At 65.7% G+C, this 25,428-nt stretch carries 18 protein-coding genes; 11 read left to right on the forward strand and 7 right to left on the reverse strand.

From position 1 onward, the window contains the following. Nucleotides 1–18: 18 nt before the first annotated feature. From ACFJIU_RS21200 to ACFJIU_RS21220, 5 genes are all read left to right on the forward strand, one after another. The gene (locus ACFJIU_RS21200) at nucleotides 19–1,362 is read left to right on the forward strand and encodes an LLM class flavin-dependent oxidoreductase (RefSeq protein ID WP_379063231.1); all 1,344 of its coding nucleotides are present in this window, start codon (nucleotides 19–21) and stop codon (nucleotides 1,360–1,362) included. Nucleotides 1,363–1,437: 75 nt separating this feature from the next. Then, entirely contained in the window at nucleotides 1,438–2,373 is a 936-nt protein-coding gene (locus ACFJIU_RS21205; RefSeq protein ID WP_379063233.1) for an amino acid ABC transporter permease, read from the forward strand. Nucleotides 2,374–2,375: 2 nt separating this feature from the next. Next, nucleotides 2,376–3,140, forward strand: coding sequence for an amino acid ABC transporter ATP-binding protein (locus ACFJIU_RS21210; RefSeq protein WP_379063235.1), 765 nt, complete (start codon nucleotides 2,376–2,378; stop codon nucleotides 3,138–3,140). An 87-nt stretch (nucleotides 3,141–3,227) separates the two neighbouring features. Beyond that, complete coding sequence (locus ACFJIU_RS21215) at nucleotides 3,228–4,304, forward strand: LLM class flavin-dependent oxidoreductase (RefSeq protein ID WP_379063237.1); 1,077 nt, start codon at nucleotides 3,228–3,230, stop codon at nucleotides 4,302–4,304. Between the two features lies 1 nt (nucleotide 4,305). Then, entirely contained in the window at nucleotides 4,306–5,622 is a 1,317-nt protein-coding gene (locus tag ACFJIU_RS21220; protein ID WP_379063239.1) for an NtaA/DmoA family FMN-dependent monooxygenase, read from the forward strand. 16 nt (nucleotides 5,623–5,638) lie between these two features. Here ACFJIU_RS21220 and ACFJIU_RS21225 read toward each other — a convergent pair whose 3' ends face one another. Then, a complete protein-coding gene (locus ACFJIU_RS21225) occupies nucleotides 5,639–6,547 on the reverse strand; it encodes a LysR family transcriptional regulator (protein ID WP_379063241.1) in 909 nt (302 codons plus the stop codon). Nucleotides 6,548–6,751: 204 nt separating this feature from the next. On the opposite strand from ACFJIU_RS21225, the gene ACFJIU_RS21230 reads away from it, so the two are divergent. Then, nucleotides 6,752–7,699 (forward strand): ring-cleaving dioxygenase, encoded by a 948-nt coding sequence (locus ACFJIU_RS21230; RefSeq protein WP_379073185.1) that lies wholly within the window; start codon nucleotides 6,752–6,754, stop codon nucleotides 7,697–7,699. A gap of 60 nt (nucleotides 7,700–7,759) precedes the next feature. After that, nucleotides 7,760–8,311, forward strand: a complete 552-nt coding sequence (locus ACFJIU_RS21235) for an NADPH-dependent FMN reductase (RefSeq protein ID WP_379063243.1) — start codon at nucleotides 7,760–7,762, stop codon at nucleotides 8,309–8,311. A 335-nt stretch (nucleotides 8,312–8,646) separates the two neighbouring features. Here ACFJIU_RS21235 and ACFJIU_RS21240 read toward each other — a convergent pair whose 3' ends face one another. Both ACFJIU_RS21240 and ACFJIU_RS21245 read right to left on the reverse strand, forming a co-directional pair. Then, a complete protein-coding gene (locus ACFJIU_RS21240) occupies nucleotides 8,647–10,191 on the reverse strand; it encodes a VOC family protein (RefSeq protein ID WP_379063245.1) in 1,545 nt (514 codons plus the stop codon). 217 nt (nucleotides 10,192–10,408) lie between these two features. Beyond that, nucleotides 10,409–11,146 carry an SDR family oxidoreductase gene (locus tag ACFJIU_RS21245; RefSeq protein ID WP_379063247.1) on the reverse strand — a complete coding sequence of 246 codons (738 nt, stop codon included), beginning with the start codon at nucleotides 11,144–11,146 and terminating at the stop codon, nucleotides 10,409–10,411. 96 nt (nucleotides 11,147–11,242) lie between these two features. Between ACFJIU_RS21245 and ACFJIU_RS21250 the strand changes: the two genes are divergently transcribed. Beyond that, nucleotides 11,243–12,127, forward strand: coding sequence for a LysR substrate-binding domain-containing protein (locus ACFJIU_RS21250; RefSeq protein ID WP_379063249.1), 885 nt, complete (start codon nucleotides 11,243–11,245; stop codon nucleotides 12,125–12,127). Nucleotides 12,128–12,151: 24 nt separating this feature from the next. On the opposite strand, the gene ACFJIU_RS21255 is transcribed toward ACFJIU_RS21250, so the two are convergent. The 3 genes from ACFJIU_RS21255 to ACFJIU_RS21265 all read right to left on the reverse strand — a co-directional run bounded on the left by ACFJIU_RS21255 (nucleotide 12,152) and on the right by ACFJIU_RS21265 (nucleotide 15,484). Next, nucleotides 12,152–13,591 carry an FAD-dependent monooxygenase gene (locus tag ACFJIU_RS21255; protein ID WP_379063251.1) on the reverse strand — a complete coding sequence of 480 codons (1,440 nt, stop codon included), beginning with the start codon at nucleotides 13,589–13,591 and terminating at the stop codon, nucleotides 12,152–12,154. Between the two features lie 240 nt (nucleotides 13,592–13,831). Then, nucleotides 13,832–14,959, reverse strand: coding sequence for a DKNYY domain-containing protein (locus tag ACFJIU_RS21260; RefSeq protein ID WP_379063253.1), 1,128 nt, complete (start codon nucleotides 14,957–14,959; stop codon nucleotides 13,832–13,834). A 6-nt stretch (nucleotides 14,960–14,965) separates the two neighbouring features. Further along, nucleotides 14,966–15,484, reverse strand: a complete 519-nt coding sequence (locus ACFJIU_RS21265; RefSeq protein WP_379063255.1) for a hypothetical protein — start codon at nucleotides 15,482–15,484, stop codon at nucleotides 14,966–14,968. Between the two features lie 149 nt (nucleotides 15,485–15,633). On the opposite strand from ACFJIU_RS21265, the gene ACFJIU_RS21270 reads away from it, so the two are divergent. Beyond that, on the forward strand, nucleotides 15,634–16,137 hold the full coding sequence (locus ACFJIU_RS21270; protein WP_379063257.1) for a hypothetical protein: 504 nt from the start codon (nucleotides 15,634–15,636) through the stop codon (nucleotides 16,135–16,137). Nucleotides 16,138–16,153: 16 nt separating this feature from the next. Here the strand turns inward: ACFJIU_RS21270 and ACFJIU_RS21275 are convergent, their stop codons facing one another. Next, complete coding sequence (locus tag ACFJIU_RS21275) at nucleotides 16,154–16,807, reverse strand: alpha/beta fold hydrolase (RefSeq protein WP_379063259.1); 654 nt, start codon at nucleotides 16,805–16,807, stop codon at nucleotides 16,154–16,156. A gap of 836 nt (nucleotides 16,808–17,643) precedes the next feature. Between ACFJIU_RS21275 and ACFJIU_RS21280 the strand changes: the two genes are divergently transcribed. Together ACFJIU_RS21280 and ACFJIU_RS21285 are read left to right on the forward strand one after the other, a co-directional pair. After that, nucleotides 17,644–23,958, forward strand: a complete 6,315-nt coding sequence (locus ACFJIU_RS21280) for an autotransporter-associated beta strand repeat-containing protein (RefSeq protein WP_379063261.1) — start codon at nucleotides 17,644–17,646, stop codon at nucleotides 23,956–23,958. After that, on the forward strand, nucleotides 23,955–25,409 hold the full coding sequence (locus tag ACFJIU_RS21285; protein ID WP_379063263.1) for an autotransporter outer membrane beta-barrel domain-containing protein: 1,455 nt from the start codon (nucleotides 23,955–23,957) through the stop codon (nucleotides 25,407–25,409). The genes ACFJIU_RS21280 and ACFJIU_RS21285 overlap by 4 nt, the downstream gene beginning before the upstream one ends. Nucleotides 25,410–25,428 lie beyond the last annotated feature (19 nt).

Consider the following 25,428-nt stretch of genomic DNA (forward strand, 5'->3'; position numbering starts at 1 on the left):
GAGACGGGAGGACGATCGATGACCGCCGCGCCGCGCCAGCTCAAGCTGGCGCTCTTCATGAACACCACCGAATACGCCTGGCTCTATGAGAAGGCGCGTTCGGAGAGCGAGTTCGACTTCGCCTTCTACCGCGATCTCGCGCAGATGGCCGAGCGCGCAAAATTCGATGCCGTCTTCCTGGCCGATATCGTTGCCGTCAACGACCGCAATCGGGGCATCGAAGCCGCCGGCCATATGGGCAATGCGGTGGTCTACGAACCGCTGACCATGCTCGGCGCGCTTTCAGCCGTGACCGAGAAGATCGGGCTGGTCGCCACTGCCTCGACGACCTACCACCAGCCGTTCCACATCGCGCGCATGATCGGCAGCCTCGACCATCTGTCGAAAGGGCGCATCGGCTGGAACGTCGTCACCTCGCAAGGAGAATCGGAAGCCGCTGCCTTCGGTCTCGACGCGCAGCTCGACGCCAATTTTCGCTACGAGCGCGCCAGCGAATTCGTCGATCTCGTCTTCGACCTGTGGAACAGCTGGGAAGGCGACGCCTTCCTGCGCGACAAGACTTCGACACGCTATTTCGACCCTTCGAAAGTGCATCCCGTCGACCATCGCGGGAGGCACTTCAAGGTGCGCGGCGCACTCAACGTGCCAAGGCCGCCGCAGGGCCGGCCGGTGATCTCGCAGGCCGGTTCCTCCGAGCCCGGCTTCGAACTCGCCGCCCGCACCGCCGACGTCATGTTCTGCGCGCCCGGCTCACTCGAGCGCGGCAAGGCGTTTTCGGCCAACATCCGCGAGCGCATGGTCAAATACGGCCGCGGACCGGACGAGGTGGCGATCATGCCCGGCCTTTTCGTCGTCGCCGGCGGCACCGAGGAAGAAGCGCGCCGCAAATATGCCGACGCACAGGCCGCCACGCCCGACAGCTTCAAGCTGCAGAGCATCGACCGCTATCTCGGCGGTGTCGGCGCGCTGGAATGGAACCTCGACAAGCCGATCCCGACCGCCGCCGAGGAAGGGGCTGCCCGCCTGCGCCGCCGCGTCAGCTTCGAGATCGACGGCCGCCGCATGACTGCGCGCGAGCTCGGCGACCAGATCACCTCCTGCTACGGCCACATCACCTGCATCGGCGCCGTCGAGCAGGTCGCCGACACGATGCAGACCTGGCTGACGGAGCGCGGCTGCGACGGCTTCACGCTGTTCCCGCACTATTTGCCCGGCAACGCCCATGACTTCGGCCAGCTGGTGGTGCCCGAACTGCAGCGGCGCGGCATCTTCCGCAAGGACTATGAGGGCTCGACCTTCCGCGAGCATCTCGGGCTGGCATCGCCGCAGCATCCGGCACTGGCCGGACAAAAAAGACAATGAACATCCGCCCCCTTCGACCGCCGGAAAACCGAAAACGATCGGACCGATAGGGGTGCGCGCGTGGAGGAGGAGAACATGAGCGCAGTGATACCGATCAAACCGATGCGCGGCACCGAGGGAGTGCCGGCGTATCTGCCGCCGCTCAACCAGAACGGCGTCGTCACGGCAGCGCGGCGCCCGCGCCTCGGCCAGATCGCCGCCAGCATTGTGCTGCTGGCCCTGCTGGCCGCCTTCGTCTGGACGGTGGCGGTCAACAAGAACATGCACTGGGACGTCGTCGGCACCTATCTGTTCCACCCGCTGATCCTGCGGGGCGTGGTCTCGACGCTGCAGTTGACCATGCTGGCGGTGCTGCTGGCCTTCGTCACCGGCGTGGTGCTGGCGGCGATGGGGCAGTCGCGCAACCCGGTGCTGTCGACCTTTTCCGCCTTCTACATCTGGCTGTTCCGTGCCTTGCCGCTGCTGGTGCAGATCGTGCTGTGGTTCAACCTGGCGCTGCTGTTTCCGGAACTCGGCATCGGCATTCCCGGCACCTCGCTCTATGTCGGCTGGAACACCAACCACGTCATCACGCCGTTCACCGCCGCGATCCTGGCGCTGGCCATGCATGAGGCCGCCTATATGGCAGAGATCGTGCGTTCCGGCATCCTGTCAGTGCCGCAGGGACAGACGGAAGCGGCACTCACCATCGGCATGACACGCGGCGAGGCGCTGCGCCGCATCGTGCTGCCACAGGCGCTGCGCGTCATCATCCCGCCGATCGGCAACCAGTTCATCATGGTGCTGAAGGCGAGCGCGCTGGTCTCGGTGATCGGCGGCGGCGACCTCCTGACCGCGGCGCAGAACCTCTACGCCGTCAACTACGAGGTCATCGCGCTGCTGCTCGTCGCCTCGGCCTGGTACATGGTCATCATCTCCATCACCAGCGTCGGCCAGCACTATCTCGAAAAGCGGCTGAGCCGCTCCGAGCGCAATGGCGCGGGCGCCCCCGCCGCCGACACGGAGGTTTGAGCATGGAACCGGCGATCCGCATTCACGGGCTGCGCAAATCCTTCAAGAGTGTCGAAGTGCTGCGCGGCGTCTCGCTCGACGTCGCGCCCGGCGAAGTCGTCTGCATCCTCGGCCCTTCCGGCGGCGGCAAGAGCACGATGCTGCGCTGTATCAACCAGCTCGAGACATTCGAAGCCGGCTTCATAACCGTGCATGACGACCCTGTAGGCTATGCGCGGCGGGCCAATGGCGAACTGGTGGAGGCAAGCGAACGGCACATGGCCGGCCAGCGCCGCCGCATCGGCATGGTGTTCCAGCAGTACAATCTGTTCCTGCACCTAACTGCGCTGCAGAATGTCACCGAGGGCCCGGTCAAGGTACTGGGACAGAACCGCGCCGCCGCCGAGAAACGCGCGCGGGACCTTTTGGCATCGGTGGGCCTCACCCGGCACGCGCACAAATATCCGAGCCAGCTTTCGGGTGGCCAGCAGCAGCGCGTGGCGATCGCGCGTGCGATGGCCATGGAACCGGACATCCTGCTGTTCGACGAACCGACCAGCGCGCTCGACCCGGAATGGGTTGGTGAGGTGCTCGACGCCATCCGCAATCTCGCCAGGTCCGGCATGACGATGGTGATCGTCACCCATGAGCTGAACTTCGCGCGCGAGGTCGCCGACCGCATCGCCATCATGGCAGACGGCCAGATCATCGAGTGCGGGCCGGCCGCCGACGTGCTCGACCGGCCAAGCTCGGCGCGCGCCGAAGCCTTCGTGCGGCGGCGCAACTGAGCGCACGCCAACCCAAAGCGGCCAGAGGCGACGGCGCTCGCACAGGCGCCGCCACCTGGGGCTACGCCAACAAACGGAACCATCACGATGCACCAGAAGCTGTTTAGTCTGTCGCTGAACGGACAGGGCCACCACCCCGGCGCGTGGCGGTTGCCCGGCGCTACGCCGGAGCGCGCCGTCGCCCCGGATTTCACGCGCGACCTGGCCAGGCAGGCCGACGCTGCCGGCTTCGATCTGCTCATCGTCGAATATCCGCCGCGCCCGACGGCGACGCCGGCGCCCGACCGACAGGAGGCCGTGCATTTCGAGGCGCTGTCGGTTGCGGCATCCCTCGCCGGCGTGACCGAGACGATCGGTCTCGTCGCGCCGGTTTCGCCCGTCTACAACGAACCCTTCAACATCGCGCGCCAGTTCACCGCCTTCGACCATCTGTCGAAAGGCCGCTCCGGCTGGCTGCTGGTGCCGGGGCTGGACGAGGCCGACCGACCCAATTTCAACCGCCTCGACGGCACTGACGCCGCGTTCCACGACGCCCGCTCGGCGGAGTTCGCCGACGTGGTGCTGGAGCTGTTCGACAGCTGGGAAGATGGCGCGCTGGCGCTGGACAAGGAGGAATCGATCTTCGCGCATCCCGACAAGGTGCATGTCATCGACCACAGGGGCCCGCATTTTTCCATCAGCACCTCGATGAATGCGCCGCGCCCGCCGCAGGGCCATCCGGTGGTGGTGATGTCGCCGCGGACGCGCGCCGACGAGGCCACCGCCGTGACCAGGGCCGATGTGGTGCTTTTGTCCGGTGGCCGCGAAGAGATCTCGGCGCGCGGTGCTGCCCTGAAACAGATAGCCGGTGCCGGTGGGCGAGGACATCTCAAGGCGTTCGCCAATCTCGCCACCACGCTGGCCGAGACTGATGACGCGGCACAGGCACTGGCCCGGCAACTCGACGCGCTGGGCCCACCGATCAGCGGCGTCGAGCATTTCGTTGGCACGGCGAACGGGCTCGCCACCTATCTGGAGACCTTCGACTGCGACGGCTTCAATTTGATGCCGTCGGTGCTGCCGGACGGGCTGGCGCCACTCGCCGCCCTGCCACGCGGGCCGGCCACCAAGAAGACATTGCGCGACAGGCTGGGACTGCCCCGCCCCGCGGGACGGAGGAACTGACATGGCGACGCGGAAGATGCACATCCTGCTCTGGCTGCAGAATCTCGGTCACAACCTCGCCGCCTGGCGCCATCCGGACTCGCGCACGCAGGATTTCCTCACCGTCGACTATCTGCGCGATGTCGGCAGGCTGGCGGAGTCCGGCAAGCTCGACATGGTGTTCATCGAAGACGTGATGTTCACGCGCGAAAGCGGCGGGCGCTATTTCGGCGAAGTATCGATCAACTCGATGGACCCGTCGATCATCATCGCCGCGCTGTCCTCGGTCACCGAAAGGATCGGGCTCGCCGCCACCTATTCGACGACCTATCACGAGCCGGAAGTGCTGGCGCGCAAATTCGCCACGCTCGACCATCTGAGCAAGGGCCGGCTTGCCTGGAACGTCGTCACCTCCGACCCGCGCGTGGCGCGCAATTTCGGCGCCACGCTGCATCCCGACAAGGAGCTGCGCTACCGCAAGGCGGCAGACACCATCGCCGCGATCAAGGCGCTGTTCGATTCATGGCGCGACGACGCGCTGGTGTTCGATCAGGAGGGCGGGCGTTTCTACGATCCCGACAAGGTGCGGCCGGTCGCCCACAATGGCGAGTTCGTGCGCGTGCAGGATGCGCTCGGCGTACCGCGGTCGCCGCAGGGCCATCCGGTTTTCATCCAGGCCGGCATGTCGGAATGGGGTCTCGACTTCGCAGCCTCCTTCGCCGAAGCCGTTTTTGCCTCCGCCAAGAGCCTGGAACTGGCGCGCGACTATCGAACCGCGCTCAAACAGAAAGTTGCTGACAAGGGCCGCGATCCCGACGGCATCAAGATCTTTCCGGGCTTCGTGCCGATCGTCGGCTCGACCGAGGAGGAAGCGCGCCGCAAGGAGGCCTATTTCGACAGCCTGGTGCATCCGCGCGCCATGCTCAACCTGTTGCGCGAACAGTTCCATCTCGACTTCTCGCAGCATTCGCTCGACGATCCGTTCCCGATCGAGACGATCATGGCCAGCGACGGCTACACCAACGGCCGCACCCAGGTGCCGCACTACCTGAAGGCGATCCGCGGCCAGGAGAGCATGGCCACCTACTGCAGGCGCTACATGCGCAGCCTTGGCCATCAATACATCGTCGGCACGCCGGAGCAGGTTGCCGACTTCATGCAGGGTTTCGTCGACGGCGGCGGCTGCGACGGCTTCGTGCTGGCGCCATCACACATTCCGGGCGAGCTGAAGACCTTCATCGAGGAGGTGGTGCCGGTGCTGCAGAAACGCGGCGCCTTCCGCCAGGACTACGAGGGCGCGACACTGCGCGACCATCTCGGCCTGGCGCGACCTGGCTAGGCGCGACGTCCGGATCTCAGTCCAGCCAGGGTGGACGTTCGGTAAAGGCTTTGGCGAGATGATCGACGATCGCGCGCAGCTTCATCGGCATCGGCTTGATCGGTGGCCAGACGAGCGAGATCGGCAGTGGCACCGGTTTCAGCGTCGGCGCGACCCTGACCAATTGCCCTCGCCGCAGCGCCTCATGCGCGACGAACAGCGGCAGCAGCACAACGCCGAGACCGGCGATGGCCATATCGCGCATGGCCTCGCCATTGTTGGCGGTGACGCGGCTCTGCATGGCAATGCCCGCCGCCGTCCCGTCCTGGTTTGAGAACTGCCAGACACTGGCGGCGTGCACGTTGAGATAGCCGATGCTGGCATGTGCCTGCAGTTCGTCGAGACTTTGCGGCTCGCCACGTCGGGCAACATAGTCCGGGCTAGCAACGACGACCCTGGGGTCTTCGCACAACTTGCGCACGATCAGCCCGGAATCACGCAGCTGGCCGATCCTGACGGCAAGGTCGAAGCGGCCGCGCACGAGGTCGACCGTCCGGTCGTCATAGTCGAGCGTGATGGCGAGCTCGGGGTGCTGGCGCGAGAAGTCGGCGACGACCGGGCTGAGATGGCTTATGCCGAAACTCATCGGCGCTGCGATCGCCAACGTCCCCCTGAGACCAGCCATACCCCAGGCCGCGCTTTCGACGGCATCGTTCATCTCCGCCAACGCCGGGCGAAGCCTGAGCGCCAGTTCCTCGGCGCTTTCGGTCGGTGAGATGCGCCCGGCATGACGCCGAAACAACGCGGTGCCGAGTGCTGCCTCCAGATCGCTGATGCGCTTGCTGATAACCGATTTCGACAGATTGGAACGGGCGGCGGCGCCCGAAACGGTACCCGCCTCCATGACATCCAGGAAAGTCCTGACTTCCTCGACCGACCATTTCATATGGTTGTTCTAGAGCATTTTAGACGACACGGCATCGGCAATCGTTCGCGAATAGCGAACGGTTCCCCGATGCTGGGCGTTCGCGAATAGCGAACGCCGGATCAGCCGGATGGCGGCTAAACAGCAATGGAAGACACGCTCATATTGGCTGCAACGAAGCGATCATTCTGGTCGCAACCAATCAACCAATAAGGAATGACCGAGATGAACCTGACCGGCATCCACCATCTGACGGCGATCACCGCGAATGCGCCCGCCAACAAACGTTTCTATACCGGGACGCTCGGCCTGCGGCTGGTCAAGAAGACCGTCAACCAGGACGACACCAGCGCCTATCACCTGTTCTATGCCGACGGCGAAGCCACGCCGGGCACCGACCTGACCTTCTTCGACTGGCCGGTTTCGCCGGAACGGCGCGGCACGCATTCGATCAGCCGTACCGGCCTGCGCGTCGCTGGCGAGGAAAGCCTGAACTACTGGGCCGCCCGCTTCAAGGACAGCGGCGTGAGTGCCGGCGCGATCACGACGATCGACGGCCGCGCCGCGATCGAGTTCGAGGATGCGGAAGGCCAACGCTTCCGCCTGATCGACGACGGCAGCCGCGGCGAGGCCCATGCCTGGGAGCGCAGCCCGGTGCCCGCAGCAAACCAGATTCGCGGACTCGGCCCGATCACTATCTCGGTGCCGACGCTCGGACCGACCGACGCGGTGCTGACCACGGTGCTGAACATGAGGCAGGAACGGCATTATGCCTCGCCGGACGGACAGGGCGATGTTCATGTCTACGCCATGGGCGAAGGTGGTCCGGCGGCCGAACTGCATGTCGCGGTGCAACCCGACCTGCCGATCGCACGGCAGGGCGCCGGTGCCGTCCACCATGTCGCATTCCGCACGCCCGACGTGCCTGCGATCCGCGACTGGGCGGCACGGCTTTCAGAGTTCAGGATCCCGAGTTCCGGCGAGGTCGAGCGCTATTACTTCCGCTCGCTCTATTTCCGCGAACCCGGCGGCAACCTGTTCGAGATCGCCACGGACGGCCCCGGCTTCACCGCCGACGAGCCGCTGGAGAGCCTGGGCGAGCGCCTGTCGCTGCCACCCTTCCTGGAAGGCAAGCGGAGTTCGATCGAGGCCAACCTGAAGCCGCTGGATTAAGATAAACAAGTCTCGCAGCGACATGCTCGCTGCGAGACGCGCCCTGGGAGAACAGTGATCATGACCACCATCCTCGGCCTGTCCGGCAGCCTGCGGCAGGCGTCCTTCAATGCGGGCCTGCTCAGGGCGGCGGCCGCGGCTGCTTCACCGGATACGAATGTCGTCATCGGCTCGATCCACGAGGTGCCGCTCTACAATGCCGACGACGAGGCCGCGCATGGCATTCCGCCCGCAGTGCAGGCGTTGAAGGATAGCCTGCTTGCCGCCGACGGGCTGCTTCTGGTGACGCCGGAATACAACAACGGCATTCCTGGCGTGTTCAAGAACGCCATCGACTGGATGAGCCGACCGGCCAACGACATACCGCGGCATTTCGGCGGCAAGCCGGTGGCCCTGCTCGGCGCATCGCCGGGCGGCTTCGGCACGGTGCTGTCGCAGAACGACTGGCTGCCGGTGCTGCGCACGCTCGGCACGCGTCACTGGGCAGCAGGCAGGATGCTCGTCGCCCGCGCCGGAACGGTGTTCGACCGCGACGGCAACCTGACAGACGAGGCCACGCTGGCACGGCTCGGCGATTTCATGGCCGGCTTCGCGGGATTCATTGAAAGCTGAGGCGCGGCGCGCCAGGATGACAGGACTGCACCTCCGTGAGGCTCACCCGAGAAGCCGTAAAGTAGCGGGTCGCTTTTCATTCAGCGTGACATTCAACGAGGCTATCGTTTGAATGTCTTCACACGGAGATATTCGGATGCTGTTTTTTCGCCGTCTCGCCCTTGATCGCTTCGTGAAGACGCACCCTCCATCGAGGCAGGTTTCGCCGGCCGATCGTGAGCTCGTCTCTGCCTATGAGCACATTCTTCCCGCCAGCCTCATCGCGCTATGGCGCCGGAAAGGGCTCGGCTTCTATGGCGACCTGCAACTCGCGCTGATCGATACGGAGATGATCGCTATCCGGCAGATGTCGGGTGGCCGGGATGCATTTGCCGAAGCCAGCTTTGCGCGATTGCTTCGTCGTCGGCCGTCAGCTGATGGCCGGCGGCAACCGTGCGATATTCGGTGCCGGCGCCGTGTTTCGCCAGCCAATCGGCAAGCGCCGGCGCACCGTCGCCGAACGGGTCCTGCTCGCCGCTGATGACCAGGGCTTCGCTTCCCGTCAGATCGGCCCCGGGCAGCGGGTCGAGCACCGGCACCGCCCTGAGCAGGATGGCGCGGCGGATCACGGCCGGATGCAGGCCCATGACGGCGGCGGCAAAGTTGGCGCCGTTCGAATAGCCGAGGAAAACAATGTGCCCCGGATCCAGCCCGTAGCCCGAGATCGCGCCGGCCATGAAAGCCTCGAAGGCCTCGGCCTCGGAGCGGATGTCGGCCTGGTCGAACACCTTCGGCGACAGGCGCCGGAAAAAGCGGGCGATGCCTTCCTCGTGGCTGCGTCCGCGCACGCCCAGCAACGTGGCGCGCGGCGCGACGCGATGCGCCAGAGGCATCAGGTCAGCCTCGCTGCCGCCGGTGCCATGCAACAGGACGAGGGTGCTGCCGTCGGGTTCCTCAGGCGTGAAAAAACGATGCACGAAAGGCAGGTCGCGCCTGGGCAGGCGCGGCTCGCCGGGCAAGGCGAACTGCGGCAGCATGACCCGCAGATCCTCGGCTCGCACGGCATCGTGCGGCGGAATGAACAGGCTCTCGCCGAGATGGCCGGGCGGTTCGTCGATTGCAAAGCCCGGCCCGTCAGTCGCCAGCTCGAACAGCGTGCCGCCAGGCTCGCGCACATAGAGCGAGGTGAAATATTTGCGGTCGTGAACGGTCGTCGGCGACGAGTTCAGCCGCGAGAGGGAGGCTTCGACATCCTGGAGGGCCGCCACATCCGCAGCCCGGAAGGCGACGTGGTCGGCGGTGCCGGTGCCCGGCAGGCCAGGCACATAGCCGGCGGCGTTGCGCACATCGATGGCGTCATTTTTCGACAGCATGCGCTGGATGTTTTCAGCGACAGGCCCCGGCTCATAACCGAAGCGGCGCACGAAGGCGGCGGTCTCCTCGGCATCGCCGGTGAGGATGGTGACCGCGCGCAGCCTGCCGACGGCGATATCGGAACCATCTTCAGCGACGCCGACAAGCTTGACGATGAAACCGTCCGGGTCCTTCAGTCGGAGCACGGGCTCGCCGAACTCGCGCAGCGGACCCTGCACCGGCACGCCCTTGTCGAGCGCCCGCACCAGCCAGCCGCCGATCTCTGCCGCCGGCACGGCAAAGGCGATCTCCGATACCTGGCCGAGGCCGGCGCGGCCGGGCGCGCCGTCCTGCCAGAGCAGGAAAGTGACCAACGAGCCTGGTGAAGCCTCTCCGTCGCCGTAGAACAAATGCAGCTGCTGGCCGTCCTCATAGCCGCCGGTGCGCTTGACCAGATGCAAGCCGAGGAAGCCGACGTAGAAATCGACATTGGCCTGCACATCGCGCGTGATCAACGTGACGTGGTGGATGCCATTGGAGCGTTCCATGCCTCAGCCCCCGGCGCGTCGCGCCGAGGGAAGGAATGTGAACAGGTCATGGATCGGCATATGCAAACTCCCGGTGATGCGGCGACATTTGCACGTGCCGTCCGCAGCGCCAAGCGCGGCGCCGCGAACACGGTGTTCACCTGACCCGAACGGGGCTCCGGTTCCTTCTCCCACAAGGGGAGAAGGCAAGGCGCGCATACGCTCCCCGAACGCAGCGTTACACCGAGCGGATCAGGCCGCCGTCGACCCGCAGGCTCTGGCCGGTGATGTAGGAGGCTTCGTCCGACGCCAGGAAGGCGATCGCGGCGGCGATCTCGTCGCTGGTGCCGTAGCGCTGCATGGGAACGCTGTCGCGGCGCTCCTCGGTCGCCGGGAGACTGTCGATCCAGCCCGGCAGCACGTTGTTCATGCGGATGTTGTCGGCGGCGAAGGTGTCGGTGAAGATCTTGGTGTAGACGGCAAGGCCGGCGCGGGCGACCGCGGAGGTCGGGAACATCGCCGACGGCTGGCTGACCCAGGCGGTCGAGATGTTGACGATCGAGCCCTTGCGCTGCGCCTTCATGATCGGGGCGACGAGGCGGACCGGGCGGACGACGTTCAGGAAATACACATCGATGCCCTGGTGCCACTGCTCGTCGGTGATGTCGAGGATCGGCGCGCGCGGGCCGTGACCGGCGCTGTTGACCAGCACGTCGACGCGGCCCCATTTCGCAACCGTTGCATCGACCAGCCGCTTGAGGTCGTCGTTCGACTGGTTGGACCCGGTCACGCCGATACCGCCGAGCTCCGCCGCGAGCGCCTCGCCCTTGCCGGACGACGACAGGATGGCGACCTTGTATCCGTCCCTGGCCAGGCGCTTCGCCGCAGCCGCACCCATGCCGCTGCCGCCTGCCGTGACAATCGCTACTTTTTCTACAGTCCCAACGGTGCTAACCGCTACTTTTTCTACAGTCATTGTGCTTCCTTCCGAAAACCGGCTGGTTCTGATACGCCTTTCACCAAAGGTATTCGAACCAGTTTCCTTATGATTTTCCAATAGAAAAACTACTGGATGCGATCAGGCCAACTTCCCTCACTCAATGCCGTGCGCGCCTTCGAGGCGTCGGCCCGCCACCTGAACTTCCGGCTTGCCGCCGAAGAACTGGGCGTGACGCAGGGAGCCGTCGCGCAGCATGTACGCGGACTGGAGGATTCGCTAGGCCTGAAACTGTTCCTGCGGCTGCCGAGGACGCTGGCGCTGACCGACCAGGGCCGGGCCTACGCCGGCACCATCCGGCGTGCCTTCGAGCTCATCGTCGAAGGCACCGCCGCGCTGCGGCCTCAGCCTGTCCGTCTCTCCATCAGCGTCACCCCGACCTTCGCTTCGAAATGGCTGCTGCCGCGCCTGCCAGGCTTCGCGGCACTTCATCCCGAGCTCAGCCTCGGCATCGTCGCCACCGACCGGATTTCCAGCTTCCAGCCGGAAGGCATCGACATCGCCGTCCGCTATGGCCCGGCACCAGCTGGCCCTCAGCTCGAGGCCGACCTGCTCTTCCGCGAAGAACTTGTCGGCGTCTGCAGCCCGATGCTGCTGGCCGGCACGAAAGCGCCGCTGCCGGCAGAGAGGCTCGATGGCTACGTGCTTCTCCACGACGCTCACAGCCGCTGGCCCGAATTCATCGAGACGCTGTCGGGGCGTCCCGATGCCGGCGGCAACAAAGGCATGCACTTCAACCAGACCGCGCTGGCCATCGATGCCGCGCTCGGCGGCCAGGGCATCGCGCTGGCAAGCCGCGGTTTCGTCGAGGCCGACCTTGCCGCCGGGCGGCTCGTCGATGCGTTCGGCGTCATCATGCAAAGCGACCGCGCCTATTATGTGGTGACACCGCGCAAGCCGCGCTTTCCGTTGCCGGTTGCGGCGGTCCGGTCGTGGCTGCTGTCCGATCCGGAAGTATGACTCGCACGTTCCCTGGCACCTGCTCTAGAACCACATGCGAGCGGCTTCGGTGAGGCCGTCGGAACTGCCATCCCCGACCCATGCCACATGCCCGTCTGGCCGGATCAGGACGGCGGCTGGGTTGTCGACCCTACCGATGACAGGGAGCTCGCATGAACCTTCGAAGGTCGCGTCCACCCGCTTGAGGCGATCGGCCCCTTTGCCGATCGCGAGCGGGTTGCCGAAGTTCAGCAGAACCGGCTGCGCATCGTGCAGCAGCGCGAAGACACGCGTCGACGCACCGCCGATCGTGATGTCGAGATCGGGCATGCGACGGCCAAGCAGCGGGTGGCCCTCGCCAAGCGCGTAGCGGATGTCGAGGCCGCTCATCATCGCGGCAAAGCGTTTGCGTGGTTCCTCGAGCGAAAGCAGTTCGGAGACGAAGTCGCCGAGCACTGCCGTGCGCTCGCCCGGATAACGCAGCACGCCCTGTGCGATGGTGTTCTTCAGCACGCGCAACGCCACAGGATGTCGCTCGGCCTGATAGGTATCGAGCAGCGTTTCGGGTGATATGCCCCTGGCCACCCGCGCCAGTTTCCAGCCGAGATTGACCGCGTCCTGCAGGCCGAGATTGAGCCCCTGCCCACCCATCGGGGAATGGATATGCGCTGCATCGCCGGCCAGCAGGACGCGCCCCTGGCGGTAACTTTGCGCCTGCCGCGCCGCGTCGCTGAAACGGGACAGGAAGCGCGGCGCATGCACGCCGAAATCGGTACCGTAGGCGGCCTTCAACGCGACGGCGAATTCGTGCAGCGACGGCTCGCCACTGGCACGCGGATCCTGCCCGGCAAGCACCACAGCCACCGTTTCGCCGTCATCCAGCATGGCCATGGCATGGCGGCCCGAGGCGGTTTCGTGGAAGCCGAGCACCGGCTGCTCCCGCATCCTCACCTCGGCGATCAGCCAGCTCGTCGAAGCCTCCCAGCCGGGAAAATCGATGCCGGCCAGTTTCCGCACCGTGCTGCGGCCGCCATCGCAGCCGACCAGCCAGCCGGCCCGCAAGGTCTTGTCCTGTGCCGTCGAAACCTCGACACCGTCATCGTCCCTTATCATGTCCAGAACTTCGGTGCCGCGATGGACCGGCACGCCAAGTTCCTCGACCCAGTCCGCCAGCAGCCGTTCGATGCGTTCCTGGCGCAGCGCCAGCAGATAATTGTGCCGGGTCGGGAAATCGCTGATGTCGAGCGCGACGTGAAAGCCGACATTGGGATAGGTCTGGCCCTCGGCGAGGAAGCGGTCGACGATGCCGCGCTGGTCGAGCACTTCCAGCGAACGCGCATGCAGGCCGCCGGCGCGCCGGCCGGCGACGTCCATGGTCGATCGCTGCTCGACGATCGCGACATCGACACCGGCAAGCGCCAGTTCACCGGCCAGCATCAGGCCGGTCGGGCCGGCGCCCGATATGAGGATCTCGTGTTCGGACATTTGCCACCTCGTGCAGGAGAAGAAGGGGCCAGTCTTCTACGACGTGGTCGGGGCCTTGATGCAAGAGGGTTGTGCGCCATATGTATGATATGAGGGGCGGATGTGATGCGCTGCATCCGGGCAAGTTGCTCGCGAGGCTGGCGGTTGGTGCGATTATGTTGCACCCGACAAGAATGATCCCGACAAGCCCTCGACATTCCCGTTGAAGATCGGCGTTCCGCTGGAGTGGAAGCCGGCATCTCATGCGGCGAGTTTGTGCCACCACCAGCCTTTCAGATCAGGCCTCGCCTCGAAGAACGGACGCCAGTCCTCGATCCATTGCAGCGGGTCGCATGGTTCGCCCTCGACATAGGGGCGATGGCGGTCGGTGACACAGGAACCACCATGGCGGCCCGCTATATGCGGCTCGCCGGGACCGGGAACCGTGAAGGTCGCGGCATCGACATTTTCCACCACTTTCTTGTGGTCGAGGAACCAGACGGTGGCGCCATCCGTCGCGTAACCGTGACCGATGACGCGGAAGCTGTCGGGCCGGGTGTTCTTCAGGCGGGCGCCATAAAAATACACCGCCTCGCGGTCGCGGGCGATGACGCTGGTGGCATGCAGGGGGTCGCGCGTTCCGTCACGATAATTGAGCCTCAGCTCCGGTACGATCTCGAAGGCCTCCGGGCTTTTCGTACGGATCGTCTTGCCGGTGATGTAGTAGGCCTGCCTGACGTCGCGCGCGTAGCGCAGGTTCAACGCCTCGAACGTCGTGGCGTCCGCGCCTTCGACGAGATACCAGTAGAAGGTCCTGTTCGCGCCATATTGCCCCTGGCCGTAGACATGATGCCTGTCGGCAAGCCAACGGCCTTCGACAGCCCTGAAGCCCGGGGCATCGACATCGATCCGCTCGCCCTTGCGGTTCGTCAGCGGCTTCCCATTGAAATAGACCGTCTTTCCGTCATGCGTGTAACAACACAGCGTGGCTTCCGGATGTGCCGCGATGAAGGCATAGGGCCAGCCGCAACCAGCGAAAGGCCCTATGCGGGGGTTGCGGCGCACGGCCTCACGGATATGCCAGGTCGTACGCAGGTCGGCTTCGTCGCCTTCCTGCAACCGCCATCGCGGCGGCAGCACCAGCCGGCAGATCGCTGCGTCGTCCAGTTCTTTGAAGTAATCGCGCCTCTCGCCGTCACCCAGGGCGGTGGGAAACCATCGGTAGGCTGCCCGCAACCTCGTCCATTCGACGGCGCTCAGGCCGATCAGCGGCAGCACCTCCTCCGGAGTTCGCCCGGTGGCGAGGAACAGGTTGGCGGCCTCGAACGTGTCATAGGGGATGACGGGAACGGTATCGTCGCCTGCCCGGTAGTCGGATCGCTCGGTCATGCCGCCTCACTGATCCGTTCCGCGATGACTGCCGGCTGTATCAGCCGCGGTGAAGCGCTGCTCGGCCGGCCACAAGGCGATTTCGATCACATCCGGCTCGACGGGCACGCTTTCGTCCCGGCTGCCCTGGAATTCCTTCCAGCTGATGCGCACGGATACCGTGCTGCCATCCAGAAAGAAGGCCGGGCCGCAGGGAAGCGGGTCCGGCATGGAAGGGCTCGAAATCGAGAACGACCGGGACGGAAACCGTGTCGTTACGGTCTCCACCTGTGTCCAGGGTTTTCCGCTCATCGGCTCCAGCGCGCCAGCATCCGGCACGGCATCGTGGATATGAATGCGGATGTGCTGGTGGAGGCTTCCCTCGGTATAGACCACGAGGCCGCCCTCGGGAACGAAGAACCGCCGTGCCTCCATTTCGGGCGTGATGATTTCGGGCGGAAGGAAGGATGTGTCTTCACGGTCGACAAGATAGAACTGACCGTAGTCGGCCTGCCATGCCAGCGTAGCCCAGCCCAATAGTGCCACGGCAATCTCCTAAATCGCATATGCGGGCAGCATCGCATTTCCCGGCTAGACGTTTCGTTGCCGCCCCCCATCTCCCCTCCTGAAGGAGGGGTGTCAGCAGGACTGTGCAACACTTTCCTTCCCCGATGAAGCAGGAAGGGCTTGCGACCATGACCGCAACGGCGTTTCTCACCGCGCTCGCCTCCGAGGGCCCGCCACCCGAGCGCGCGAAAGACATGGCGCTCTATGGCTGGCTGATCGGAAGCTGGCAGATGGAAACGCTCCATCATTGTGACGACGGCACGATCGAGAACCTCCCGGGAGAAATCCATTTCGGCTGGGTGCTCGAGGGGCGCGCCATCCAGGATCTCTGGATCAGGCCGCGGCGTCCCGAGGCATCCATCATGTACGGCACGACCCTGCGTGTCTTCGATGCAGCGATCGATGGCTGGCACATCCTCTGGAGCGACCCGCTCAACCAGGACTATTCTCGCCAGATCGGGCGAGCCGAGGGCAAGGACATCGTCCAGGTCGGCGAAGACTCGCGAGGTGTGAAGACGCGATGGCGCTTCACCGAGATCACACCCGACAGCTTTCACTGGATCGGCGAAGAGAGGGTTTCGGACAGCGATCGCTGGCGGATGACCTACGAACATTTCGCCCGGCGGGTCTGAACCCGGCCGCGAGGGTTCAGACCTGCGCCAGCAGGATCTCGGTTAACCTCTCCGGCATCAGCCGCGCGACGTTGTGGCCGCAGTCGAGGGAATGGGTCGACCAGTCGGGGTCGTTGCCCAGGCGCTGGTAGAGGTCGAGGAACGGGCTGCCTTCCCAGCCATGCGCGCCGACATAGACCTTGCGCGGCACCTCGCGCCAGCGACCGCCGAGCGTGATCGCCTGCAGGAACGCCGCAAGCGGATGCGGCCGGCAGCGCGGGTCGAGATTGGGCGGCGGCATGCAGTTCAACCCGTCGACCCTGGCGCCGGTGACGAACATGTCCCGGAAGCGCGGCGTCGTCAGCGACCAGACGGAGTCGCCGCTATCCGGCACATAGGCATCGACATAGACAATTGCGCGGAGACGGGACGGATCGGCATCGGCCACGCCGCTGACCACCATGCCGGCATAGGACTGGCCGACGATGACGACGTCGCCGCGCTGCGCCTTCACGACATCGACGGCCTCGCCGATATGCGTTTGCAGGTTGGCCATCGGGGACGGGACTTCGCCAAGTCCCGAAAGCGTCAGCGGCAAGGCTGCGTGCCCGCGGGCGGCCAGCAGTTCGGCCACCGCCTGGTAGACCCAGCCGCCCTGCCAGCCTCCGGCGATCAGGATAAAGGTGGCCATGGTGTTCATCCCTGATTTCGACGCGGACGAAGCTTCGACAGGTCCACGTCGAAATCAAGACCGTGCTGTCAGCAGACTGCCGGCGGTGAGCCGAGTACGGCTGGCGATGTCGTACAAAAAAACAGAATTAAACCGCTCCGCATAGATAAGCGGCCTATTCAAAACAGCCTTGTCTCGAGAAGAGAGATATCCTTTTTCTCTTCGCAGTAAAAGCGAGGCGTTCCGGCCGGAAATGGTCCCTCCTGGATCATCCAAGACTTGGCTGCCCGGAGACACGCTATCGCCTGCGCCGAGAACGCAGCCATCCTGCCCGCTTGCATCGAGCCGGGTGACGCGCATCTTTCAGGATCTCGATTGCACAGAACGGAAACATTCCGATACGGATTTCGGCGATATCTTCCCGCTCTCTCAAAGAAAAAAATGGTTCCGCTCCACATCAATCTCAATCGAATATCGGATATACTTTAAATCCTTATTTTCCTTTAAACTGGATTTTGGTTTTGAAAATCTTTCAAGTCATATCTTGTAACAATAATTTAATGTCAGAAAACAAGTAAACATGCATACAATAACCTTTTTAAATATCATTCAATGTATAAAATAAATCCACCAATCATTTAGTACATTCTTACAGTCGAAACGAATCATATTATGTGCCACTATGAACAAAATGGTCTTGCTTAACGCGTAAATCATTTCTCCAATATTTTCTTCAACCCTCAACGATCTGTTGAGGGCACGAGTCTTGGCGCGCCTATGGGGAGGCAGCGTCATCATCAACGGGCTGGGGCGAGGACTTGACGAGGTAAATCCAGATACTTCCACGAAGAGGGGTCATGATGCGGCATTACAGCCTTTCTCATCGTTTCGGTTGTTCTACTCTGCTTCTCAGTGCTTCTACTCTGGCGCTTACGGTTGCGTATCCGATCAGTCCGGCATCCGCCCAGGATGCGACCTGGCTTGGTGGTGTCGTGGCGGCCCCCTGGGATGCCGGGACCTCCTGGATAGGCGGCACGGTTCCCACCGGTACGGCAACCTTCAACCTCTCCGTCTCGCCGGGCGTCCTGTTCACCCCAGGCAGCTCCAGCACGGTCGGCGGCATCAATTTCGGCGCAACCGCCCCCAGCTATGCATTCGGACTTGCCGGCACGGGCCTGGGCAGCGTTTCCCTCGACATCAACGGAGCCGGAATCCAGAACAATTCCGCGCTGCCGCAAACCTTCACCGCTTCCGGTGTCGGCGGCGGAACCGGGACGCTGTCGTTCAGCGGTACCGGCACGACCGCCGCCAATGCGGTCATCAATTCCAATCTCGGCGGTATCGTCAACTTCTCCGGATCGAGCACGGCCGCGACGTCCGGGATCCTCGCAACGGGCGGCAGCGTCAATTTCTCGGGCACGAGCACCGCCGCCAGCGCCAACATCACCGCAGCAACGGGCGGTTCCATCAATTTCGGCGGCAACAGCACTGCTGGGAGCGCCACCATCACCGCCAATGCCGGCGGCAGCATCGCCTTCACCGGCGCCGCCAGTGGCGGCAGTGCGCAGGTCAACCTCAATGGCACCGGCAGCCTCAACATAGGCGGCCTCACCGGCACGGGCATGAGCATCGGCTCGCTGACGGGAACCGGTTCGGTCGATCTCGGCGCCAAGGCACTGACACTCGGAGGCAACGGGGCCAGCACCGTTTTCAGCGGCAACATCACCGGTGCCGGCGGCTCGCTGGTCAAGACCGGCGCCGGGCTGCTCACCCTGTCCGGCTCGAACACTTCGACAGGCGGCCTGGCCATCAACGGCGGCGGCGTGCTGGCGACCAATCTCGGCGCCGTCGGCACCGGCGCCATCTCGCTCGGCGGCGGCGGCCTGACGCTCGGCGCAAGCGGTGCCCTGGCCAACCAGATCAATGTCGGCGCCGGGGCAGGCAACAGCCTGTCCGCCGGCAACGGCCTCAACGTCAACCTGACCGGCGGCCTGAACATCGGCGCTGGCGCAGCGCTCGGGCTGGGCTCGGCGGGAGCCACCGGTGGCCTGACCTTGTCCGGCCCCGCCAGCATCGGCGCAGGCGCAACCCTGTCGGCGGATTTCGGCGCGGTGACGTTCGGCAGCGCATCGATCGGCGCGCAGCTTGCCGGCGCGACGCTCAATGTCGGCGGTGCCGGCTCCGTCAACCTCAACGGCTTCGGCGCCACCATCGGCACCCTCACAGGGGCTGCCGGAGGCATCCTCACCAACACCGGCGATGCCGCGAACATCACCGTCAATGGCGGCAACTTCGCTGGCAACATCACCGGCAATCTCGGCCTGCAGGTCGGCGGCGCGCTGACCCTGTCGGGCACCAACACCTTCACAGGCAACGTCACCATTCTGAATGGGGGGGCCCTTACCGCCAACAGCGATGCGGCCCTGGGGGCCGGTGCGGCGCTGAACCTCAGCGCCGGCGCCTCTTTCGGCATCAGCCCCGGCGGGACGATCAGCAAGAACCTGAACCTGGGCGGGGCGGCCTCCCTCAATGTAGGAGCAGGCGTCGGCACGCTGACCGGAACGATCAATGGCAGTTCCGCACTCACCAAGACCGGTACCGGACAACTGACGCTGGGCGGGGTCAATACCGGTTTCAGCGGCGACCTGAACATCGGCGCAGGCTCGGTGCTGGCGACGAACCTGAATGCGCTCGGCACCGGCGCGGTCAACCTCAGCGGCGGCGGTGAGCTGACGCTGGGCGTCAACGGCACCTTCAACAATGCGCTCGGCGTCGGCGCCAACCTCAATGGCACACTATCGGCCGGCGCCGGACTGACGGCGACGATGGGCGGCGGGCTCAATCTCGGCGTCGGGGCAACCCTCGGCATCGGCACCGCCACCAACAACGGCATCGTGGCGCTGGGCGGTGGCGCCACCATCGGTGCCGGCGCAACACTGTCAGCCAACAACGGCACGCTGCGGCTGGCCGATGCCACCATCGGCGCCGCACTTGGCAACGCAACACTCAATGTCGGCGCAGCCGGTAATGTCGACCTCAACGGCTTCGGTGCCACGGTCGGCACCCTCACCGGTGCGACCGGCGGTGTCATTGCCAATGCCGGAGCAGCGGCAACGCTCGGCGTCGGTGTCGGTAATTACAGTGGCGCCATCAACGGCAACATCGCCCTGAACAAGACCGGTGCCGGGCTGCTCACCCTGGGCGGCGCCAGCACCTTCAATGGTGGCCTCACCATCGGTGCCGGCACGGTGCTGGCCACCAATACCGGAGCGCTCGGGACGGGTGCCGTGAACCTCAATGTCGGCAGCGAGCTGACGCTGGGTGCCAATGGCACCTTCAACAATGCGCTCGCTGTCGCTGCCGGCGGCACGCTGTCGGCAGGAACCGGCACCGCAGCAACATTGGGCGGCGGGTTGAACCTCGGCGCCGGGGCAACCCTCGGCATCGGCACCGCCACCAACAACGGCATCGTGGCGCTGGGCGGTGGCGCCACCATCGGTGCCGGCGCAACACTGTCAGCCAACAACGGCACGCTGCGGCTGGCCGATGCCACCATCGGCGCCGCACTTGGCAACGCAACACTCAATGTCGGCGCAGCCGGTAATGTCGACCTCAACGGCTTCGGTGCCACGGTCGGCAACCTCACCGGTGCGACCGGCGGTGTCATTGCCAATGCCGGAGCAGCGGCAACGCTCGGCGTCGGTGTCGGTAATTACAGTGGCGCCATCAACGGCAACATCGCCCTGAACAAGACCGGTGCCGGGCTGCTCACCCTGGGCGGCGCCAGCACCTTCAATGGTGGCCTCACCATCGGTGCCGGCACGGTGCTGGCCACCAATACCGGCGCGCTCGGAACGGGTGCCGTGAACCTCAATGTCGGCAGCGAGCTGACGCTGGGTGCCAATGGCACCTTCAACAATGCGCTCGCTGTCGCTGCCGGCGGCACGCTGTCGGCAGGAACCGGCACCGCAGCAACATTGGGCGGCGGGTTGAACCTCGGCGCCGGGGCAACCCTCGGCATCGGCACCGCCACCAACAACGGCATCGTGGCGCTGGGCGGTGGCGCCACCATCGGTGCCGGCGCAACACTGTCAGCCAACAACGGCACGCTGCGGCTGGCCGATGCCACCATCGGCGCCGCACTTGGCAACGCAACACTCAATGTCGGCGCAGCCGGTAATGTCGACCTCAACGGCTTCGGTGCCACGGTCGGCAACCTCACCGGTGCGACCGGCGGTGTCATTGCCAATGCCGGAGCAGCGGCAACGCTCGGCGTCGGTGTCGGTAATTACAGTGGCGCCATCAACGGCAACATCGCCCTGAACAAGACCGGTGCCGGGCTGCTCACCCTGGGCGGCGCCAGCACCTTCAATGGTGGCCTCACCATCGGTGCCGGCACGGTGCTGGCCACCAATACCGGCGCGCTCGGAACGGGTGCCGTGAACCTCAATGTCGGCAGCGAGCTGACGCTGGGTGCCAATGGCACCTTCAACAATGCGCTCGCTGTCGCTGCCGGCGGCACGCTGTCGGCAGGAACCGGCATCGCAGCAACATTGGGCGGCGGGTTGAACCTCGGCGCCGGGGCAACCCTCGGCATCGGCACCGCCACCAACAACGGCATCGTGGCGCTGGGCGGTGGCGCCACCATCGGTGCCGGCGCAACACTGTCAGCCAACAACGGCACGCTGCGGCTGGCCGATGCCACCATCGGCGCCGCACTTGGCAACGCAACACTCAATGTCGGCGCAGCCGGTAATGTCGACCTCAACGGCTTCGGTGCCACTGTCGGCACCCTCACCGGTGCGACCGGCGGCATCATCGCCAATGCCGGAGCGGCAGCCACGCTCGGTGTCGGTTCCGGCACCTACAATGGCGCGATCAACGGCAACATTGGACTGAGCAAGACCGGCGCCGGCCTGCTCACCCTGGGCGGCGTCAGCACGTTCAATGGCGGCCTTGCCATCGGCGCCGGCACGGTGCTGGCCACCAACACCGGCGCGCTCGGCACCGGCGCGGTGAACCTCAGCGGCGGCGGCGAGCTGGCGCTGGGCGTCAACGGCACCTTCAACAACGCGCTGGGTGTCGGCGCCGCGGCAACCGGCACGGTGTCGGCCGCTGGCGGCCTGACGGCAACACTCGGCGGCGGGCTCAATCTCGGTGCGGGCGCGACGCTTGGCATCGGCACGCCTGTCAACAACGGCACGGTGGCGCTGGGGGGCACCGCCACCATCGGTGCGGGGGCGACGCTGTCGGCCAACAACGGCATCCTGCAACTGGCCGATGCCACCATCGGCGCCGGCCTCGGCAACGCCACGCTGAATGTCGGTGCAACCGGTACTGTCGACCTCAACGGCTTCGGCGCGACGGTCGGCGCGCTCACCGGCGCCACCGGCGGCGTCATCGCCAATGCCGGAGCGGCAGCCACACTCGGTGTCGGCGGTGCCGGCACCTACAATGGCGCGATCAACGGCAACATCGCCTTGAACAAGACCGGCACCGGCCAACTCACGCTCGGCGGCGCCAGCACGTTCAATGGCGGGCTCAACATCAACGGCGCCGGCTCCGTGCTGGCGGCGAACCTCAATGCGCTGGGCACCGGTCCGGTGAACCTCGGCGGCGGCGGCGAGCTGACGCTGGGTGTCGCCGGAACCTTCGGCAACGCGCTGGGCGTCGGCGCAGGCCTCGGCGGCACGGTGTCGGCAGGGGCAGGCCTGACGGCAACGCTGAATGGCGGGCTGAACCTCGGCGCCGGTGCCACTTTAGGCATCGGCACGGCCACCAACAACGGCACCGTGGCGCTGGGCGGCGGCGCCACCATCGGCGCGGGGGCGACACTGTCGGCCAACAACGGCATCCTGCAACTGGCCGATGCCACCATCGGCGCCGGCCTCGGCAATGCGACGCTCAATGTCGGGGCGGCCGGCCAGGTCGACCTCAACGGCTTCGGCGCCACGGTCGGCACCCTCACCGGTGCCGCCGGCGGCGTCATCGCCAATGCCGGGGCAGCAGCCACGCTCGGCGTCGGTGCCGGCAATTTCGCCGGCGCCATCACCGGCAACATCAGCCTCGACAAGGGCGGCACCGGCATATTGTCACTTAGCGGCAACAACAGCTTCACCGGTGCCGTCGCCGTCAATGGCGGAACGCTGGTGGCCGGCAGCAACACCGCCCTTGGCGCGGCCGCCAATCCCGTCTCGCTCGCCAACGGCACGACGCTTGGGCTGGGAGCCGGTGTCACGCTGGCCAACAACATCGCGCTGACCGGCAACGCCTCGCTCGACGTGGCCGCCGGCAACGGCGCGCTGGGCGGGGTCGTCTCCGGCGGCTTCGACCTGACCAAGACCGGGGCCGGTACGCTGGCGCTCAACGGCGCCAACACCTTCACCGGCGGTCTCGCCATCAACGCCGGCACCGTGATCGCCGGCAACACCGGGGCACTTGGCAGCGGCCCGGCGACACTGGCGACGGGCACGCAACTGGTGCTCGGTGCCAACGGCACCTTCAACAACGCGCTTGGACTCGGCGCCGGGGTGGATGCGACGGTTTCGGCCGGCACCGGCATCACCGCCGGTCTGGCCGGGCCGCTGGCGCTCGGCGCCGGGGCGGACCTCCATATCGGCTCAACCGGCAATACGGGGACTGTCGCGCTCGGCGGCGCCGGTGCGTCGATAGGAGCCGGCGCCACCATCTCTGCCGACTTCGGCACGCTTCAGCTGGCCGACGCGGCGGCCGGATCGCTGCTTTCGGGCGCCGGCACGACGCTGAATGTCGGCGCACAGGGAACCGTTGACGTCAACGGCTTCGGCGCAACCGTTGCCAACCTGACCGGAGCGGCGGGGGGCACCATCACCAATGGCGGCGGCGCGCTCGCCACCATCGGCATCGGCGCCGGCAATTTCGCAGGGGCCATCGTCGACGGTGCCGGCGGCATCGCCATCGACAAGACCGGCATCGGCACGCTGACGCTTTCGGGCACCAGCACCTACAGCGGACCGACCACGGTGACTGGCGGAACCCTCAACGTCACCGGCTCGATCGGCAATTCGAGCGTCGCCATCGCGGCGGGTGGAACGCTCGCTGGAACCGGAACCGTCGGCGGCGTCAATGCCGGATCGGGCGCGACGGTTGCGCCTGGTGCACGGGGACTGGAACCAATCCGATCGGCACCTTGACGGTCACCGGCAATACCGGGTTTGCGGGTGGTTCGATCCTGGCGATCGACGCCAATGTCGCCGGCGCCAGCGACCAGCTTGTAACCAGCGGCACGACCACGATCGGCGGCGGCCAGGTCAACGTCGCGGGACTGCTGAACCCCAACCAGGTCTACACGATCGTGACCTCCGGCGGCGGCGTCACCGGAACCTTCAGCGGCCTGAGCGCGGCCGTCAATTCAGGCTTCCTGACGGCCAGCCTGGCCTACCAGCCGACAGCGGTGCAGTTGCAGGTGCAGCGCAACGGTGTCGCGCTGCCGAGCGTTGGCCAGACAGCCAACCAGCGCAGCGTCGGTACCGCCGTGGAAACGCTCGATCCGGCCAATCCGATCGCCGCCGAGATCCTCAACGGTTCGGTTGCGCAGGCACGTGACGCCTTCGACCAGTTGTCGGGCGAGATCCACCCGAGCATGACCTCGGCACTGATCGACGAAAGCCAAATGATCCGCCGGACGATGGTCGGGCGCATCATGTCCGGCTTCTCCGATCAGTCGTCGGCGCCAGCACCGATGGATCCGGCCGCGAAGGGCGGTGCCGTCGACCTCAAGGATCCGCTGCTCACCCGCTACCAGGAGGCGCCGAAGAGCGAACGCTTCGCGGCATGGTCGGAAGCGCTCGGCGGCTGGGGCAGCTTCTCCGGCGACGGCAACGCCGCCCGGCTCGAACACTCGCTCGGCGGCGTGCTGTTCGGCCTCGACGGCGCCATGGGCGACAACTGGCGTGTCGGTGTCGCCGGCGGCTACTCGCGCACCTCCTTCGACGTCGACGCCCGCAAGTCCTCCGGTTCGGCCAACAGCTATCACCTGATGGCCTATGCCGGCACCCAGCTCGACGCCATCGGGCTGCGCTTCGGCGTCGGCCACAGCTGGCACGACGTCAAGACGGACCGCAGCGTCGCCTTCGGCGGCTTCGCCGACAAACTGTCAGCCAGCTACGACGCGTCGACCACCTACGCGTTCGGAGAGGTCGGCTACGCGATGGTGATGGACAGGGTGACCTTCGAGCCTTTCGCCAACGTCGCCTTCGTCCATCTCGACACGGATGGCTTCACCGAAAGCGGCGGTGCGGCGGCGCTGACCAGCAATGGCGAAACGCGCAACATCCCCTACACCACGCTCGGCCTGCGGGCCGGGACAGACGTGGTGCTGGGCGGCACGACCCTGCGCCTGGACGGCATGGTCGGCTGGCAACATGCCTATAGCGGCGTGGTGCCAAGCGAAGGGTTCGCCCTCAAGGGCAGCGATCTGTTCAACATCAGCGGCGTGCCGATCGCCCGGGATGCGTTCCTGCTCGAAGCCGGCACGAGCTGGCGGCCTGCCGACAACGTCACCCTCGGCCTGACCTACAGCGGCCAGTTCGCCTCCGGTTCGCGGGATCATGGCTTCAAGGGCACGCTGAGCGTCAAATTCTGAACGGGGGCTGTCGGCCGGG

This window comes from Mesorhizobium sp. UC74_2, assembly GCF_042701485.1.
Lineage (GTDB): Bacteria > Pseudomonadota > Alphaproteobacteria > Rhizobiales > Rhizobiaceae > Mesorhizobium.